Source organism: Amycolatopsis sp. WAC 01376 (assembly GCF_003947415.1).
GTDB lineage: Bacteria > Actinomycetota > Actinomycetes > Mycobacteriales > Pseudonocardiaceae > Amycolatopsis.
On record NZ_QHKL01000008.1, the window covers coordinates 187,373 to 203,756 of the forward strand.

The following is a 16,384-nucleotide window of genomic DNA, read 5'->3' on the forward strand; positions in this document are numbered from 1 at the left end:
ACCCGGGCTGCATCTCCGAGTGTGCCGTCCGGCGCCGCCACAAGATCATCCCGGCCTGCCGCACTACGATCCGTGCTCACGGGAAATACCTCCGCGCCGGGCGATGAGTTCTCCGGTGCCGGCGAGTCTGTATATACGAGACGAAGGGAGACATCGTGCGGAAAGTGATCGTGCAACAGTTCGTGTCCTTGGACGGCGTGGTCCAGGGGCCGGGAACGCCGGACGAAGACCGCGAAGGTGGTTTCGAGGGTGGCGGCTGGACCGCGAAACACGCGGGCAGCCTGCTCAGCGACACCTTTTTCACGTGGACGGCCGACGAGGACGCGCTGTTGCTCGGCCGGAAGACCTACGACATCTTCTACGCGTACTGGCCGACGACCGGCGATCACCCGATCAACAAACGCCTGGAAGCGATGGACAAATACGTCGCGTCACGCAGCGTCAAGTCCGCTGATTGGGTGAACACCACCATGATCGACGGCGACGTGGCCTCCGCGGTCAAAGAGCTCAAAGACGGAACAGGCGGACCGATCTGGGTGTCGGGCTCCGGCAACCTGACCCATACGCTCATGCGGAACGGCCTGGTCGACGAGTACCGGCTGCTCTTCTTCCCGGTGGTCGTGGGATCCGGGAAGCGCCTCTTCGTGGACGGCGCGATCCCCGCCGACTTCGAGCTGGCCTCGTCACGCACGGTCGGCAACGTCATCGTCGCCACCTACGAACGCCGCGACTGACGCCGCCCGTCCGGCGATCGCGACCGGTCACCGCCTGATTCCCGGCACAGCGATCAGTTTGGGCACTCCCGCCTGGTCTGTACTTCTGTCGCCTGCACGCGACTACCGACCATCACGAGCATCGAACAGGAGTGTCTGGCAATGACGAGAACTACAGCTTCGGTGGGCGCAAAGGGGATGCGGCCTTGAATACCTCAACCGTCACCCCGCCCCGTCTCCGGCCGGGATGGGCGCTCGTCGCAGTGGGCATCGGCGTCTTCCTGACGTCACTCGACGTCGTCGTGGTCGCGACCGCGTTGCCGAGTTTGCAGGCCGAACTGGGAGCCAGCCTCTCCGAGCTGGAATGGACCATCAACGGCTATAACCTGGTCTTCGCCTGCCTCGTCCTCACCGGGGCCGCGCTCGGGGATCGCTTCGGGCGCAGGCGGATGTACGTCCTCGGGCTCGGCTTGTTCGCGCTCGCGTCCGTGCTGGCCGCGATGTCGACCTCCATCGACACCCTGATCCTGGCGCGGTTCGCGCAGGGTGCGGCCGCCGCGGTGGCGATGCCGCTGAGCATGAGCCTCCTGGCGGACAACTTCCCGCCGGAGAAGCGCGGTGCCGCCATGGGCATCTGGGGAGCCATCGCCGGTGTCGGCATCGCCGGCGGCCCGGTCGTCGGTGGCTTCATCACCGAGGGGCTGTCCTGGGAATGGATCTTCTGGCTCAACGTTCCCTTCGCGATCATCGCGATGGCTCTCGCCTACGGCGTCCTTCGTGAATCGTACGGCGGGCGACCGAAGCTCGATTTGGGTGGTCTGGCACTGGCGGGCGTCGGCCTCTTCGCGCTGACCTGGGCCGGTGTGCAGGCGCCCACCGTGGGCTGGGGCAGCTGGGAAGTCATCGGCGCGCTGGTCCTCGGCGCCGTGCTCATGGCCGCGTTCGTCAAATGGGAGACCCGGACCAGCCATCCGATGATCCCGTTGGCGTACTTCCGGAACCGTGGTTTCGCCACCGCGAACATCGTCGGTTTCTGTCAGCAGATCTCGGTGATCGGCACCCTGTTCATCCTCGCGCAGCTCATGCAGACCGGACTCGGGCTCGATCCGCTCCAGACAGGTCTGCGTCTCCTCGTGTGGACCGGTATGCCGTTCCTCGTCGCGCCCATCGCGGGCAGCCTTGCCGACAAGTTCGGCACCCGGCCGTTCATGGTCGCCGGCATGCTGCTCCAGACCGCCGGGCTGGCGTGGATGGCGGCCGTCACGGCGCCCGGCATCGGCTACGGGCAACTGATCGGCCCGCTCATCGTGTCCGGCGTCGGTATCTCCATGTGCTTCCCGACGATGACGACGCTCGCGTTGAGTTCCGTTCCCCCCGGCGACACGGGGACCGCGGCCGGGGCCAACAACGCCGTCAAGGAACTGGGCAGCGTCTTCGGTGTCGCCATCCTCGGCGCCGTCTTCGCGATGTACGGCAGTTACGCCAGCCCGGCTTCCGCGATCGACGGCTTCCAAGCGGCGCTTTACGTCGGTGCGATCGGCTCGGTCTTCGGTGCCATCGTCGCGGCGTTCTCCCCCGGGAAGAGGGCCGCCGGTCTGTCCGCGCCCGCCGGCGGCACCGGAACCCCAGATCCGGCTCCCGTCGAAGGCGCGACAGGGCGGTAGGTACCCCTCGATGCCAGGGCCGTGCCGGGAGACCGGCACGGCCCTGGTTTCTCTGTCGTGAGTGGTAATTCGGGTTATTGAGGGGTAAGGCAAACGTGTCGTGTCTCGGGCGAGACGGCAGGCTGGGTGACGCGACACCGCACTCGCGTGCTCAGACCCGGATCTCGCGTGTTTACAGGCGTAACTCGCGTGTTCAGAGACGGAACTCGCGAGTGCGGCATCCAGACACGCGAGTCACGCCTTGCCGAAGTACATGAAGGACCAGCCGCTGAGGTCACAACCGTCCCACTGTCACCAGGGATCACATCCGACGGTAGCGAAAGCCTCCTTCACTACCGTCAGGGAGGCAAAGAGGCTCTTCTCGACTGTCCACAAGAGACGCCGTCCGCGACAGCAGTGCCGGTGTCGTTCCGATGGTCTCGCACCGGAGCAGTGATGAAGGCGGCCCGAGCTTGATCAATGCCGGAACCGGAGCAGCTCGGCGACGATGTAGGAATTGGGACGTTGAACGTCCCAATTCCTACATCGTCAGCCTCCGAACCGGTCCGGAGTAGGCATCAATCCACCCTCACGGGCCGAGTTCCGCCGTCGGCGGGAACCGGGAAACGAAGTCGCAGACCGCGATATGGGTCGGGGTGAGCGAGATGATCGCCCAGTCGTTGTCCCGTTCGACGTGCCCGTCGGCCCAGTCCTTCAGTTTCCTGTCGTCGCCGATCATCCGGCGGGCCATCTCCAGATGCACTTGCGGGATCCCCGAACAGATCTCGATCGAAGTGGTCCCGCGTCCGGTCACGGCGATCGGCGCGTAGTCGACGACCGGCAGGCCGAGTGACGACGAGATCTTCACCCGCGCCTCGGCCGCGGTCGGGCCGGGACCGACGTCCAGGGAGAACGCGGCCTCCGGACGCGCCGCGATGGACTTCACCTTGTAGGCCGCTGCAGGCGACGCGAAGACGAAGGCCGCGCCGTCCCAGAGATAGACGACCGGGATGACTCGGGGACTGCCGTCCAGGCCGGTGTATCCGATCCGCAGCGCGATGGGCATCTCCAGCAACGTCCGTACGACCGGATCGGTCTCCACGAGCCGCACGATGTCGGAGTATTTCATCTAGTACTTCCTCACGGAGTCACGACGCCGGAATCAGGCGCCGATCTCGTCGTTCGGTCTCACCCTGGCATTCGCCCGAGGAACGCGACGAACTTGTCCGTCTCACTCGCCGAAGGCCCCACTTTGACCGGGGGCGCGAAGAAGGGCGACCGATGCGACTCTGGAATGACAGAGTGGCTCAATTCGAGCAGGTCACGAGCCAGCTGTTTCGGAACGTCGAGATTGTGGCCGCAGGCATGCGAAATGTCCCACGCGTGCGCGGCGACCTCGATCGCCCCCACGCTCGCGGCGACGCCACCGTCCAGCGGACGGTCGCCGATGGACAGTGACGGCGAGGATTCCCGCATGCTCACGACGCTCAGCAGACGACTGGCCAGCACCTGTGCCGTGACCGTCGGTCCCGGCTTCGGCGTCGGCGCCGAAACCATCGCCCCCTGCCCTACTTTGAAGAGTTCGACTCCCCCGGTCACGATTCCCTCGTGCAGGTCCGCCATCGATTCGTTGACGTGCCAGAGAAGTTCGCGCAGAGTCCATTCGCTGCACGGCGTGGCCCGCTCGAGATCGACCTCCGCGATATCGGTGAAGACCACGAGCGCATAGACGATCGATCCCTCCAGCAGCCTCGACCCGTCCGCGAACCCCACTCCAGGCACGGGTTTCACGTCCCGCTCGGTCCAGACCGACGGCCGAAGACCTCCGGCAGGTCGAAGAGTTCGAACAGGCCGGGCGACTGGTACGACACGATGTGGTCGATTCCTTCGTTGGTGACCGACACGACGTTGAGTTGATGTGCGCGGTGCACTCCGTCGCTTCCCCGCAGGTACGCCGCGAACGCGGGCTGCCCGTTCGCCGAGGTCCGGACGAGCCGGTTGTCCCCCGCCGCCGAAGGACAGAAGCGATCGATGAAGGACTCCATCGCGTCGCGGCCGGCGATCCACATCGGCAACGGCGGCATTTCCCAGACCGCGTTTTCCGTCATGATCCCGGCCAGCGCGCTGCTGTCCGCGTTTTCGACGGCGGCCACGTATTTGTCCAGCACCGCGCGGCGGGCGGGCACGTCGACGACCTCGTCCTCCGCGGGAGCGGCCTTCTTGACCGTCGCACGGGCTCGCTGCAGCGCGCTGTTCACCGCGGCATGGCTGATTCCCAGCAGGTCCGCGACCTCGGGTGTCTGCCATTTGAGCACGTCACGGAACAACAAGACCGCACACTGCTTCGGTGGCAGCAGCTGCAAAGCGGCCACGAGGGCGAGACGCATGCTGTTGCGCGACGCCGCGACGGTGGCCGGATCCTCCGTCCCCGCCCCGAACACCTTGTCCGGGCTCGGTTCGACCCACCGCACGTGCGGCAGTGGCGCCAGCGCGCTCGGCGCGACGTCCAGCGGAGGATGGCCGAGGCCCGAAGGCAGCGGCCGCCGTCCGCTGCGTTCCAGTTCGGTGAGGCAGACGTTGGTCGCGATCCGGTACAGCCACTGACGCAACGACGAGTGCTGTTCGAGCCCGCCGAAACCGCGCCAAGCCCGCAAGTACGTCTCCTGGACGAGCTCCTCGGCGTCATGGACCGAGCCGAGCATCCGGTAGCAATGCGCCAGCAGCTCACGGCGGAAAGGCGCGGTCACCCGCTCGAAATCCTCCTCGACCAGCACCTGCTGCCTCCCCTCACCTCACCGGCACCCATGCCTCGTCCCCGCCGGCGATTCGACGTCACAACGATACAGACCAGCGGGCCCGCCGAAACTCATCGCTCGCGCCGAAAATCACCCTGTGTGAGCGCCGAACCCGCGGAAACAGGCCCTATCGAGTGGCGCTCGAAAGGCCCACGTCCGCTCCGCGGGCAGGCCGTCCCTTCACCACCCGACGTGCCGTGCGCAGGGCGTCGAGCACGAAGGCCGGCCGCATGAGCGTCTGTGGCGGGTCGACGAGGCCCGCCACCCGGAAGAACGCCGCCGTGAACCTGCCGCCCACCTGCGCGGCGGTATGCAGACGCGCCATGAAGACGTTGCCCATGCGGACCTGCAGATCCCGCTTTCCGACCACTTCCGGGAAGGCGAGGTCGCCGCCCGCGGAAATGCTCCAGGGCACGTCGATGATCGGTTTCAGTTCGCGGAAGAATTCGACCGGCCGCGGCTGTCCCTTCGCGAGATGCTCGGCGAGCGCGACAGCCTCCATGGCGGCCACCGTCATCCCCTGGCCGTAGACCGGGTTGAAGGCGCACACGCCGTCACCGATGACCAGGAAAGCGGCCGGGAACCGGCTCAGCTTGTCGTAGCGCCGTCGAATGCTCGCCGGGACCCGGAACGACGTCGCCTCGCCCACCGGTTTCGCCGTGTGCACCGCGCCGTGGATCTCCGGCGCGGACAGCGATCGCGTGTAGTCGAGGAAGCCGTCGAGTTCACCGGGCGGCCGGTCGCCGATGATCCCGGTCAAGGAGACCAGCGCCTCCCCGTTTCCGAGATTGACGAAGAAGGCGCCCCGGGGATTCGCCGGGCAGGCGACCGGGTTGATCGCCAGATCGTTCCCGAACGGATCTTCGGTCAAGGTGAAATTACGCGAGGTGTAGGTCAGGTCGATCTTGATACTGTCCTCGCTCGGCCGTTCGTAGCCGAACTCCTCCAGCCAGGCGGGAGTCCTGCTGCCCCGGCCCGTCGCATCGACGACCAGGTCCGCGGTGAGGACGTCGTCGGCCTCGGCGGTCGTGCCCGCGACTCGGACGCCCTTCACCCTCGTCTTGTCGTCGGAGACGACCAGACCGCGGATCACCGTGCTCTGGCGGACTTCGACGTTCGGCAGGGCGAAGACCCGGTCACGGATGTAGGCCTCCAGCTGTGGCCGGGTCGCCGACACGCTCAGCAGGCCACAATCCTTCTGTGCCAGCCGGGCGCCGTTGAAATACCACCGCAGGCGGCCGGCCATGTCGCCGATGGGGACGCCGTCGTCCTGCATCTGCGCGAGCAGCCCCGGGAACAGGTCCTCCAGGATCTGCTGGCCCTTGGCGAGCAACGCGTGCGCGTGCGAGCCCTGCGGTATCCCGCGACGGGTACCGGTCACACCGATGATTTCGTCTCGTTCGACGAGGAGAACCGTGCGATATCGCTTGGACAGCACCCGAGCTGTCAGCAGACCGGCGATACCCGCGCCGAGAACGACCGCTCGTTCGCCTAGATGATCGACCACGTGAAGCCTCCGTTTCAGGGACCGCTGCTAGCGATGAGCGACGGCCCATGGGATCTTCATGACAGCTCCTCCCGATCGTGGAGCGGAGCAAGCGGCTTGGGCGCCGCGGACCGGGACGGGCCCGGCGCCGGCCTGCCGAGGCCGTGCTTCAGCACACGCCTCACCATCGACGGCCGCATCAGGGTCTCCGGCGGGTCGATCAGGCCCGCCACCCGCATGAACGCGCCGGCGATCCCGGCGTCCTTGGTCGCGGCGTACTGGAGACGGGACATGTACGCGTTGCCCATCCGCACTTTGAGCGTGCGGCGGCCCTGCACACGCGGGAAGTTCAGGTCGCCGCCCGCCGAGATGTCCCACGGCGCGTCGATCACCTTGGCCAGGTCCGACAGGAACGGTCCGGGCCGCACACCGCCCTTCCGCAGATGTTCGCGCAGGGTCAATGCTTCGATGGAGGCGACGCTCATACCCTGGCCGTAGACCGGGTTGAAGCTGCACAGCGCGTCCCCGATGAGCAGCAGGCCGTCCGGGAAGCGGGAAAGGCTCTCGTAACGGCGCCGGACACTGGCCGGGAAGCCGAAGCTCACCGGCGCGTCCAGGCCTTCGGCGTCATGGACCGCGTCGTAGATGTCCGGCACCGGCAGCGAGCGGACGAATTCGAGGAACGCGCCGGGCTCCGTCGGGGGATGGTCGCCGAGGATGCCGGTCAGCGAAAGGATGCACGTGTCCTTCCCGATCTGCCCGAAGAACGCGCCCCTCGGATGGGCGGGTGAGGCGACCGGGTTGATCGATTGCACGCCGCCGAACCATTCCGGCCGCGTCCGGTAGAGCCGGGTCGTGTAGGCGAGGCCGACTTTGACCTTGTCCTCACGCGGGCGGGCGTAACCGAATTCCTCCAGCCAGGCGGGAGTACGCGAGCCGCGCCCGGTCGCGTCCACGACGAGATCGGCCTGCAGCACCTCCTCCTCGGCGCCCTCTGCGCGCGACCGGACCCGTGCCCCGATCACGCGGTCCCGGCTCGGTGTGGCCAGCAGGCCGAGAATGTCGTGCTTTTCCAGAATCCTGACATTCGGCAATTCGGCGACGCGGGCGCGTAGATACCCTTCCAGGAAGGGACGTGGCGCCGTCACCGAGATCAATCCGGTGCGCGCGGGCCGCAACTCCCGAGCGTCGAAGAACCAGCGCATTTCCCCGAGATCACCGGTCGGCACGCCGTTGGCGCGCAATTCTTCGGTGAAACCGGGGAACAATTCCTCGATGATCAAATGACCGCGAGCGTGCAGGCCGTGTGCGTGCCGGGTGTGCGGAGTTCCCTTGCGTGCCTCGTAAACGCCGGCGATCTCGTCGCGATCGACGATCAGCACCTCGGAAAAGAATTCGGCGAGCACCCGCGCGGCCAAGGTTCCGCCGATGCTGCCACCCAGTACGATCGCCCGTCTCCCGGTCACGTTACTCACGGCGCCAGTCCCCTTTCTCGTGATCAGCTCGGGCAATGCTTTCAGCCGACGGAACGGCGGCGCATCTTTGAGGGTGCGGCGGCAATGGACCGACCATGGCAGTGTCGTGCCCGGTCACGCATCTCTGGTTGTGCGCGGGTGCGCCCGGTTCAACGCGGCACGATCGAAGATGCCCCGGCCCACCCACGATGAAAGCGTCTTGCTCACCGGGGCGGACAGACGGCGGTGAACGCGTTCCGTCCACGCCTTCACGAGGAGGTTTCAGTCTTGTCCACCGAAATTCCCACGCGCGAGCAACTGGTGCGGCGTATCTCCGAGCTGCGTCCGAGTCTCCGAGACAAGGCCGGTTGGGCCGAGGAAAACCGTCGGCTCCACGACGACACGATCGACGCACTGGCAGACGCCGGCGTGTTCAAATTGCGCACACCGAAGCGGTACGGCGGATTCGAGGCGGACACCGCGACACTTCTGGACGTCGCGGCCGAAATGGGCAGGGCGGACGGGTCGACCGCGTGGACCGCGGCGGTGTACTGGATTCCCACCTGGATGGCGTCGCAATTCCCGGACGAGGTCCAGGACGAGGTGTTCTCGACACCCGACGTCCGCGTATGCGGCACGCTCAGCCCGACCGCGATGGCCACCCCCGCCGACGGCGGCGTGGTGATCAACGGCAAATGGGGCTTCATCAGCGGTGCGCATCACGCGCACTGGCAGGAGGTCATCGCCGTGCTGGTCGGCGGTGAGGGCGAGCCCTACCCGATCATGGCACTGGTGCCGATGTCGGATCTGCTGATCGTCGACGACTGGCACACCTCGGGTCTCAAGGGCACCGGCAGTGTCAGCACGGTGGCGAAAGAGGTTTTCGTCCCGCAGGAACGCATCATGCCGCTCCCCGCCATGTTGCAGGGGCAGTACTCGAGCGTGCGGAACGCCGACGCGCCGATCTACCGGGCCCCGCTGCTGCCGGTCGCGTCCGCTTCGTCGGTCGGCAGCGTGCTCGGGATGGGCAACGCCGCCAAGGAGTTCTTCCTCAAACGCCTGCCGAACCGGAAGATCACCTATACGGCATACGAAAGTCAGCGGGAGGCACCGCTGACCCATCTCCAGGTCGCGAGCGCGTCGTTGAAACTGGACGCCGCGGAGTTCCACGGGAAGCGCCTGACGTCACTGGTGGACACCAAGAGCGTCGACGGCACCTCGTGGAAGCTGGAAGAGCGTGCGCAGGCGCGCGCCGACATGGGCGCGGTGTGCGCGCTCGTCAAGGAGGCGGTGGACATCTTCAGCACCGCGAGCGGCGGGTCGTCGATCTACACGGACGTGCTCATGCAGCGCATCCAGCGTGACGTCCAGGCCGTCAACCTGCACGCGCTCATGCACCCCGACACCAACACGGAGCTGTACGGCCGCGTGCTCTGCGGTCTCGAACCCAACACGCTGTACTTCTGATCGCCGAAATCCGGAACAGGGAAGGGAACCCATGGACTCCAGCACCAAGGCGGAGCAGGCCGCGGTCGCCGCGCTCACGCAGAAGGTGATTTCGGCGTGGGCGTACAACGACGCCGATACCTTCGCCGACGTCTTCACCGAGGACGGCACGATGATCCTGCCGGGCCTGTACAAGAAGGGCCGTGAGGAGATCCGCACCTACCTCAAGGAGGCCTTCGCCGACCAGTACAAGGGCACCCAGGTGACCGGTAAGCCGGTCGACATCCGGTTCTTCTCGAGCGAGGTCGGCCTGCTGCTGACCCAGGGCGGGGTACTCGCGCCCGGCGAGTCCGAGGTCTCGGACTCGCAGGCGATCCGCGCGGCGTGGTTCGTGGTGAAGCAGGACGGCGAGTGGAAGCTCGCCGCCTATCAGAACAGCCCAGCCACCCAGCGCCTTCCCGTCCCCGGCACGTCGGTGAACTGACACCACGCCGGTCTTGCGCCCGAACGTCCAGTCAGAGGACGGCGTTCGGGCGCATCGGCGTGGGCGGGTGCCTTCGCCATATGTGCGATTTCGCGTGTCGCCTCCTGCGTACGCGTTCTCCTGGCCGTGAGGGCCTCCTTGCCTACTCTGAAGGTAGGGAAGGAGGCTTTCGCTACCTTCGGATGTGGTCCCTGGTGGCGGTGGGGCGGCTGTGACCTCCGGCGGCCGGTCGTGAAAGTACATGAAGGCCCCCTTCCTTGCGCCTAGTGTCCTGAACCGGGAGTTCGCGCCGTAAATCCGTATCGATATCCGGCCGTTTCGCGCCTGGTCCGGGGGTCATGAGGTGAAGATGAGGCTCTTGACCGTCCACAAGGGACGCCGGGCAGGCACTAGTGTCCATTTTGGGTACATTGCGCGGGGGTCGTGAGTGGTAAGTGTCGTTCTAACGACACTTACCACTCACGACCCCACGGGGCCGGCTCCCGCAGCCGGTCAGGAACCTCGCCATGAAGGCCTCCTGGCTACCTTGAAGTCAGCGAAGTGCTCACGGCCTCAGCCGACAGCATCTTCACCGCACAAAACAAGAACAAGATCCTTCGGCACCACGCCGAATTACCACACGAACTTCCGACTCGGGACACTAGCGCAAGGAAGGGGGCCTTCATGTACTTCGGCAAGGCGAACACGCGTGATTGAAGGCGGAACACGCCGGGTTTCGTGCCCTCAGTGTCGCTTGGGCTTCATGAGCGTGGCCAGGGCGGCACCGGCCACGAGTACACCGGCCAGGACGGCGAGGGCCGTGCGGGCGGCGGACAGGAACGCGTGCTGCCCGAGTTCCCCGGTGGCGCGGTTCTGCAGGATCGCGCCTGCCACGGCCGCCCCGAGCGCACCGCCGACCTGCCGGGCGGTGTTCAGGATCCCGGACGCGGCACCGGAATCCCCGGGGGTGATGTCGCGCATGGCCTCGGTCGTCGCGGGCGCCAGGGTCAGGCCCTGTCCGACGCCGACCGCGATCAGCGGGAGGACGAACACCGCGGCGGTCGACGAGGAGTCCGGCAGGAGCCCGACGCCGAGCACGCCTAGTGCGAAGAGCGCGAGCCCGGATACGAGCAGAGGTTTGCCGCCGATCCGGTCGGTCAGCCTGCCGGCGACCGGAGCGACCGCGCTGAGCGCCAGCGTCCAGGGCAGCGCGCTCAGCCCGGACTCGACGGGGCTCATGCCGAGCAGTGTCTGCGTCTCGAGCACGAACACCAGCAGCAGGCCGTACAACGCGAACGAAGTGATCAGCGTGATCGTGGTCGCGATGCCGAAGTTCCGGTCACGGAACAGCGTGAGCGGCACCAGCGGTTCCGCACGGCGCCGTTCCCACAGCACGAACGTCACGAGCAACACCACCGACGCGGCGAAGATCGCCGGAATGGAGACCGGGCCCGCCACCGTGCCCCAGTCGTGCCGCTCCCCCTCGATCAGCCCGAACACCAACGCGGTCAGGCCGGTGGTGGCGAGCAGCACGCCGACCGGGTCGAACCGGTGTGAGCGTGCGGTACGCGGGGCGGGCACCAGCCGCAGGGTCGCGACGATCGCGATCAGGCCGATCGGCAGGTTGAGGTAGAAGACCGACTGCCAGCCGAACTCGGTGACGAGCAGGCCGCCGAGCGTCGGCCCGCTCACCGACGCCAGACCCGCGACCGCGGTGAAGATCCCGAACGCGGCGCCACGACGTCGTGCCGGGAAGATCGCCGAGATCAACACGAGTGCCTGTGGTACCAGTGCCGCCGCGCCGACCCCCTGCAGAATCCGGAAGACGATCAGCATCCCGGGACTGGTCGACAGTCCACACAGGACAGACGCGACGGTGAACCCGGCCAGCCCTGCGATGAAGACCGTACGCGGGCCGACGAGGTCGCCCAGGCGGCCGAAGACGATCAGCAGCGCCGCGAAGGTCAGCAGATAGCCGTTGAAGATCCACAGGATCTCGTCTATCCCGGCCTCGAGCGCGCGCATCATCACCGGCGCCGCGGTGTTCACGATCGTGGTGTCGAGCAGGATCAGGAAGTTGGCGAGGCACAACACGCCGAGCGCGAGCCAGGGATCGGACCGCGCCCCGGTCCGCGTCAGGTCACCGCGCATCCTGGCCGGTTTTCAGTACACCGATCCTTCGCGCGGCCGCCATACTCGCCCATGACGTCACTTCGACCAGGGCCCTGTCCTCCCGATGGACGCGCCGGAACTCCGCCACGACCGTCTCGTCGACCTGGTAGGAGGCCATCGCGGTGACCAGGGCGAGCCGACCGGCCGCACGTTCGGACGCGGGCAACGCCGTGATCGCCTCCTCGGCCCAGGCGCGGCTCGGCCCGGTCGGCTGTCCATCCCAAGTGGACAGACATGCGCGGACCAGCGCGGCGACTCCTTCGGTGACGCTGTCCCGGGTCGCGGAGTCGATCGCCGCGGCGGCACTGGCGAACGCGGCCGCGATGGCGGGGTTGCCCGCCGCCCACCGCAGATCCGACGGCAGCGGTTCGCGAGGCAACAACTCGAGCGACGTGCCGGGCTCACCCGGTTTGGCCGCCACCGCACCCATGAACCTGCTGAAGAAGGCCTCCGCAGTGCCGCGGGCCGCCGCCGGGATCTCGTCCGGCAGCGGCGAATCGTCGAGGAACACGTTCACCATGCGGTTCAGGTAGTGGAAGCACACCGCGACCCCGACGAGTTCCGCGGTGTGTTCGGCCGGGAACGGGCGGGTTCCCGCCGCCCGGGGCGCCCGCGCCCAGGCCGCGATGTCCATGTCCGCAGGCAGGTCCGTCGAGACGCCGATCCCTCGGACCGCCGCGCCGTGCACCGTCACGCAGTACGGGCAGTCGTTCGACAGCGACACCGCGGTGGCGACGCGTTCCTTCGTCCGGCGATCGACGAGGCCGGACGCGACCAGCGTCTCCCGCAACATCATCCAGCTCCCGGCGAGCGCCGCCGGTGCGGCGGCGTGCAGCGCCACCGGCGGGGCGAGCATGCCGAAGTCGCGCTCGACCTGGCGGTACACGTCCGCCACCAGCCCCGTCGCCCGCCGCGGCGCGACCGGGGTCACATAGCGGATCTGCCTGAGCGAGCGGCGCAACGCGGTTCGCAGCAACCTGGAGGTCATGATCCCTGACTGAACTGTCCTGCTTCGCGCCCTTCGCCCGCGGGCCCGCGGTAGGCCTGTGCGATCTCCAGCCAGTGTGCCGCGTGCTCACCGGTGGCCACGAGGGCGAGGTCGGAGTGGTGACGGCGCCGGGTGACCAGCAGGCAGAAGTCCTCCGCCGGGCCCTCGACGCGCTGGGTGGCGTCCTCCGGCCCGAAACCCCAGTGGGTGCCGGCGGGCGAGACGAGGTCGAACCGGAACTGCTCGGCGGGCGCGGTGAGCCCCCTGGCCAGATAGCCGAAGTCCCACGTCCGCACCGCGAACGCGACCAGATGGCCGAGGCGTTCCGTCCGGGTCCGGCGCACGCCGAGCGCGTCCGCGATGTCCTGGCCGTGGGCGAACATCTCCATCATCCCGGCACTCGCGAGAATGGACGGAGGCAGCGGATTCACCAGCCACGGAACGAAACCGGCGGGATCGACGGCGGCCAGCGCCTTCGACGCCGCGGTGCGCTCGGCCTTCCACCGGTCGAACAGCACGTCGGGAGGATCGGGCAGGAACTGCGACAGCGCGGCGTGGACGTTCGCGTCGAAATCCGGCCCGAGGCTGCCGGCGAGGTTCTTGAACCCCTCCGGATCGGCCGCGGCCAGCCCCGCCATCCGGAAGGTCGCGGCGAGATGCGCCACCTGATGCGCGATCGTCCACCCCGGCGCCGGGGTCGGCGTGGCCCACTGTTCCGGGGTGAGCGACGCGAGCAGCGCGTCGAGCTCATCGCCGTCGGCGTCCAGATCCTGAATGACTTCCCGCAAACCGGCCACGCCGTTCACCTTTCACGCGCATCGACAAGGATTTTCCTCGGACTTAGCTTGGCGGTGCCGCCGGTGCGCTGTCATGTCCCATCGTGCGCCGAACCGGCAGCCGGAATGTCCACAATGGACAAGCGCCCGTCGCGAGTGCTGGCCGGTCCGTGAAGGCCTCCTTGAGGGACTCTGGGTCCCTCAAGGAGGCCTTCACGGACCGGTGAGCGCTCTCAACTCACGGTGGCCGTTACGGGCGCCGTCGTCGTCACCCTGGACGGCAGCGGAGCGCCGTACTCGACCCGCACCCCGCGCTCCCGCGCCGCTTCGACGATCGCGGGAATGGCGCGTTCGGCCAGCGCGGCGATCGTCAAGGCCGGGTTCACGGTGAGCGCGCCGGGGACCGCGGAGCCGTCGGTGACGAAGATCCCGGGGTGGTCGCGCAGTTCATGCCGGTCGTCGAGGGCCGAGGTCGCCGGATCGTCGCCGATGCGGCAGGACGCGAGCGGGTGCACCGTGTAGGCACCGACCACGTCATTGGTCCACGGCATGACCTTGGCCAGCCCGTCGCGCTCCAGGATCGACTTGACCTCGGCGTCGGCCATCGCCCAGCCGCTCAGGGTGTTCGGCGTCGGGTCGTACCGCAGCGAACCGCGGCCCAGCATCTGCTGGGAGATCCGGTACGCGTTGCCGGTCGGCGGCGGCGGGCCGAAGACGCCCTCGTTGTCGTCCTCGGTCATCAGGAAGATGGTCAGCCATGACCGCCACTTACTGAGCATTTCCTTCTTGGCGAGGCCGAACCAGGCCGGGCCGGTGGCGTCGGGCGCCTGGGCGAGGATCGTGCCGAGCCCCGGCGGGAAGTACAACTGTTCCAGGGAGAACCGGGTGTACTCGGGCCGCGAGCCGTCGAGCTTGTCCCAGTTCGCCACCACCGGGCCCTTGCCGATCTGGTTCGCGGCGTAGGCCGGTCCGCCCTCGCGGGACAGGCCGAGCACCTCGCTGACGCGGTCTTCGTCGATGAGCGCGGTGTTGAGCCGCTCGCCGTTCCCGGAGAAGTACCGCCCGACCGCGTGCGGCATCGGCCCGAGCTCGGGCTCGGAGCGTTGCAGGATGACGGGGGTGGCCGCGGCGCCCGTCGCGAGGACGACGATCTTGGCGTCGATCGCGCCGCCGGGTTCCTGGAGCCGGTAGTCCACCTCGTCGACGCGGGTGTAGTGGATCCGGTAGTCACCGTCGTCGTTCCTGGTGATCCGCTGGACCTCGTGGAGCGGGCGAATGTCGGCGCCGTGGCCGACCGCGCCGGGAATGTAGTTGAACAACAGCGACTGCTTGGCGTCGAACCGGCAGCCCGCCATCATCCAGTTGCAGTTGGTGCATTTCGCGGCGTCGATCCCGACCGGGACGGGGTTGGCGGTCCGCCCGGAGTGGTTGCACGCGGCGGCCCACAGCCCGCCGGCGTAGGTGACCTCGCTCCAGCTCTGCTTGCGGACCGGCACCACTTCCGAGACCCGGTCGTACCACGGATCCAGCGTGTCGCGGCTGATGGCCTCGGGCCACATGCGGCGTCCGATACTGCCGTGGCGGTCGAAGACGAACCGCGGCGCCCGCGGCAGCGCGGCGAAGTACACCACACTGCCGCCACCGACACAGTTCCCGCCGAGCACGCTCATCCCGTCGCCTGCCACGAAATCGAACACCCGGGTGTACGACTTGCCGAGCAGGTAGTCGTGGTCGAAATCCTCACCGGAAAGCCAGGGCCCGCGTTCGAGGACGACGACGTTCGCCCCGCCCGCGGCCAGATGGTAGGCGGCGATGGCGCCACCGAATCCGCTGCCGATGACGACGACATCGGTCTTCTCGGTCGCGTTCATGCCAGGCTCCCTGATTCGGTGGTGTCCGGATGCGACTTCGCCAGCACCCTGCCGTACGAATACTTCGGGAACCGCCACAGGCCGTCGGATTCCGGTTCGGCGAAACCCATCGCGAGCAGACCGGGATGTCCTTGTTCGATCGCGTCGGTCGTGCTCATATGCGCGGCGCTGTCGTAGGCCATGTTGCTGAACAGGGCGAGCAGGACCCACCCGTCCTTCTCCGGATGGCCCGGCGTGGTGAGCCGCTCCACCAGCGCGGTCCGGTCGGGGAACGCCAGGGCCACGAACGGCGGGACGGACTCGTCCAGCGTGCGGCCGAGCTCGTGCGCATAGGCCGTCGCGTGCCCGTTGAGCGCGGCCGACAGCGGCCCGAGGCCTTCGGAGACACCCGTGGCATCCCACTCGAGCAGTTCGATGGCACCGGCGGCGACCGCGCCGCCCCCCTCCGACACCCCCGCGATCGCCCGGTCGTCCGGAGCTCGTTTCTCTCCCGGGATGATGGTGTCCGCGAACGCTTCGAGCGTCATCGTCTGAAGCTGGTAATCATCCATTTTCCGATACCCTCGTCATCTGACCG

At 67.7% G+C, this 16,384-nt stretch carries 14 protein-coding genes; 4 read left to right on the forward strand and 10 right to left on the reverse strand.

Annotated features, from left to right (window positions below; all coding sequences use genetic code 11):
- Window positions 1-155: 155 nt before the first annotated feature.
- Complete coding sequence (locus tag DMH03_RS34250; RefSeq protein WP_125796155.1) at window positions 156-734, forward strand: dihydrofolate reductase family protein; 579 nt, start codon at window positions 156-158, stop codon at window positions 732-734.
- 185 nt (window positions 735-919) lie between these two features.
- The gene (locus tag DMH03_RS34255; RefSeq protein ID WP_125796156.1) at window positions 920-2,377 is read left to right on the forward strand and encodes an MFS transporter; all 1,458 of its coding nucleotides are present in this window, start codon (window positions 920-922) and stop codon (window positions 2,375-2,377) included.
- Between the two features lie 568 nt (window positions 2,378-2,945).
- Here DMH03_RS34255 and DMH03_RS34260 read toward each other — a convergent pair.
- From DMH03_RS34260 to DMH03_RS34280, 5 genes are all read right to left on the reverse strand, one after another.
- The gene (locus DMH03_RS34260) at window positions 2,946-3,485 is read right to left on the reverse strand and encodes a pyridoxamine 5'-phosphate oxidase family protein (protein ID WP_125796157.1); all 540 of its coding nucleotides are present in this window, start codon (window positions 3,483-3,485) and stop codon (window positions 2,946-2,948) included.
- Between the two features lie 59 nt (window positions 3,486-3,544).
- A complete protein-coding gene (locus tag DMH03_RS34265; RefSeq protein ID WP_158633148.1) occupies window positions 3,545-4,138 on the reverse strand; it encodes a TIGR03086 family metal-binding protein in 594 nt (197 codons plus the stop codon).
- Between the two features lie 5 nt (window positions 4,139-4,143).
- Window positions 4,144-5,130 (reverse strand): sigma-70 family RNA polymerase sigma factor, encoded by a 987-nt coding sequence (locus DMH03_RS34270; protein ID WP_125785566.1) that lies wholly within the window; start codon window positions 5,128-5,130, stop codon window positions 4,144-4,146.
- Between the two features lie 148 nt (window positions 5,131-5,278).
- Window positions 5,279-6,658, reverse strand: a complete 1,380-nt coding sequence (locus tag DMH03_RS34275; protein ID WP_125796159.1) for an NAD(P)/FAD-dependent oxidoreductase — start codon at window positions 6,656-6,658, stop codon at window positions 5,279-5,281.
- 56 nt (window positions 6,659-6,714) lie between these two features.
- Complete coding sequence (locus DMH03_RS34280) at window positions 6,715-8,112, reverse strand: NAD(P)/FAD-dependent oxidoreductase (RefSeq protein ID WP_125796160.1); 1,398 nt, start codon at window positions 8,110-8,112, stop codon at window positions 6,715-6,717.
- A 267-nt stretch (window positions 8,113-8,379) separates the two neighbouring features.
- Here DMH03_RS34280 and DMH03_RS34285 point away from each other — a divergent pair, with 267 nt between their 5' ends.
- Together DMH03_RS34285 and DMH03_RS34290 are read left to right on the forward strand one after the other, a co-directional pair.
- On the forward strand, window positions 8,380-9,558 hold the full coding sequence (locus DMH03_RS34285; RefSeq protein WP_199749131.1) for an acyl-CoA dehydrogenase family protein: 1,179 nt from the start codon (window positions 8,380-8,382) through the stop codon (window positions 9,556-9,558).
- Window positions 9,559-9,589: 31 nt separating this feature from the next.
- Window positions 9,590-10,021, forward strand: a complete 432-nt coding sequence (locus tag DMH03_RS34290; protein ID WP_125796161.1) for an SgcJ/EcaC family oxidoreductase — start codon at window positions 9,590-9,592, stop codon at window positions 10,019-10,021.
- A gap of 723 nt (window positions 10,022-10,744) precedes the next feature.
- Here DMH03_RS34290 and DMH03_RS34295 read toward each other — a convergent pair.
- The 5 genes from DMH03_RS34295 to DMH03_RS34315 all read right to left on the reverse strand — a co-directional run bounded on the left by DMH03_RS34295 (window position 10,745) and on the right by DMH03_RS34315 (window position 16,358).
- Window positions 10,745-12,151 (reverse strand): DHA2 family efflux MFS transporter permease subunit, encoded by a 1,407-nt coding sequence (locus DMH03_RS34295; protein ID WP_125796162.1) that lies wholly within the window; start codon window positions 12,149-12,151, stop codon window positions 10,745-10,747.
- Window positions 12,141-13,160 carry a carboxymuconolactone decarboxylase family protein gene (locus DMH03_RS34300; protein WP_125796163.1) on the reverse strand — a complete coding sequence of 340 codons (1,020 nt, stop codon included), beginning with the start codon at window positions 13,158-13,160 and terminating at the stop codon, window positions 12,141-12,143. Before DMH03_RS34300 ends, DMH03_RS34295 begins: the two co-directional genes overlap by 11 nt.
- On the reverse strand, window positions 13,157-13,957 hold the full coding sequence (locus tag DMH03_RS34305; protein WP_125796164.1) for a TIGR03084 family metal-binding protein: 801 nt from the start codon (window positions 13,955-13,957) through the stop codon (window positions 13,157-13,159). Before DMH03_RS34305 ends, DMH03_RS34300 begins: the two co-directional genes overlap by 4 nt.
- Window positions 13,958-14,169: 212 nt before the next feature.
- Complete coding sequence (locus tag DMH03_RS34310) at window positions 14,170-15,807, reverse strand: FAD-dependent oxidoreductase (protein WP_125796165.1); 1,638 nt, start codon at window positions 15,805-15,807, stop codon at window positions 14,170-14,172.
- Complete coding sequence (locus DMH03_RS34315) at window positions 15,804-16,358, reverse strand: DUF5987 family protein (protein ID WP_199749132.1); 555 nt, start codon at window positions 16,356-16,358, stop codon at window positions 15,804-15,806. The genes DMH03_RS34310 and DMH03_RS34315 overlap by 4 nt, the downstream gene beginning before the upstream one ends.
- Between the last annotated feature and the right edge of the window lie 26 nt (window positions 16,359-16,384).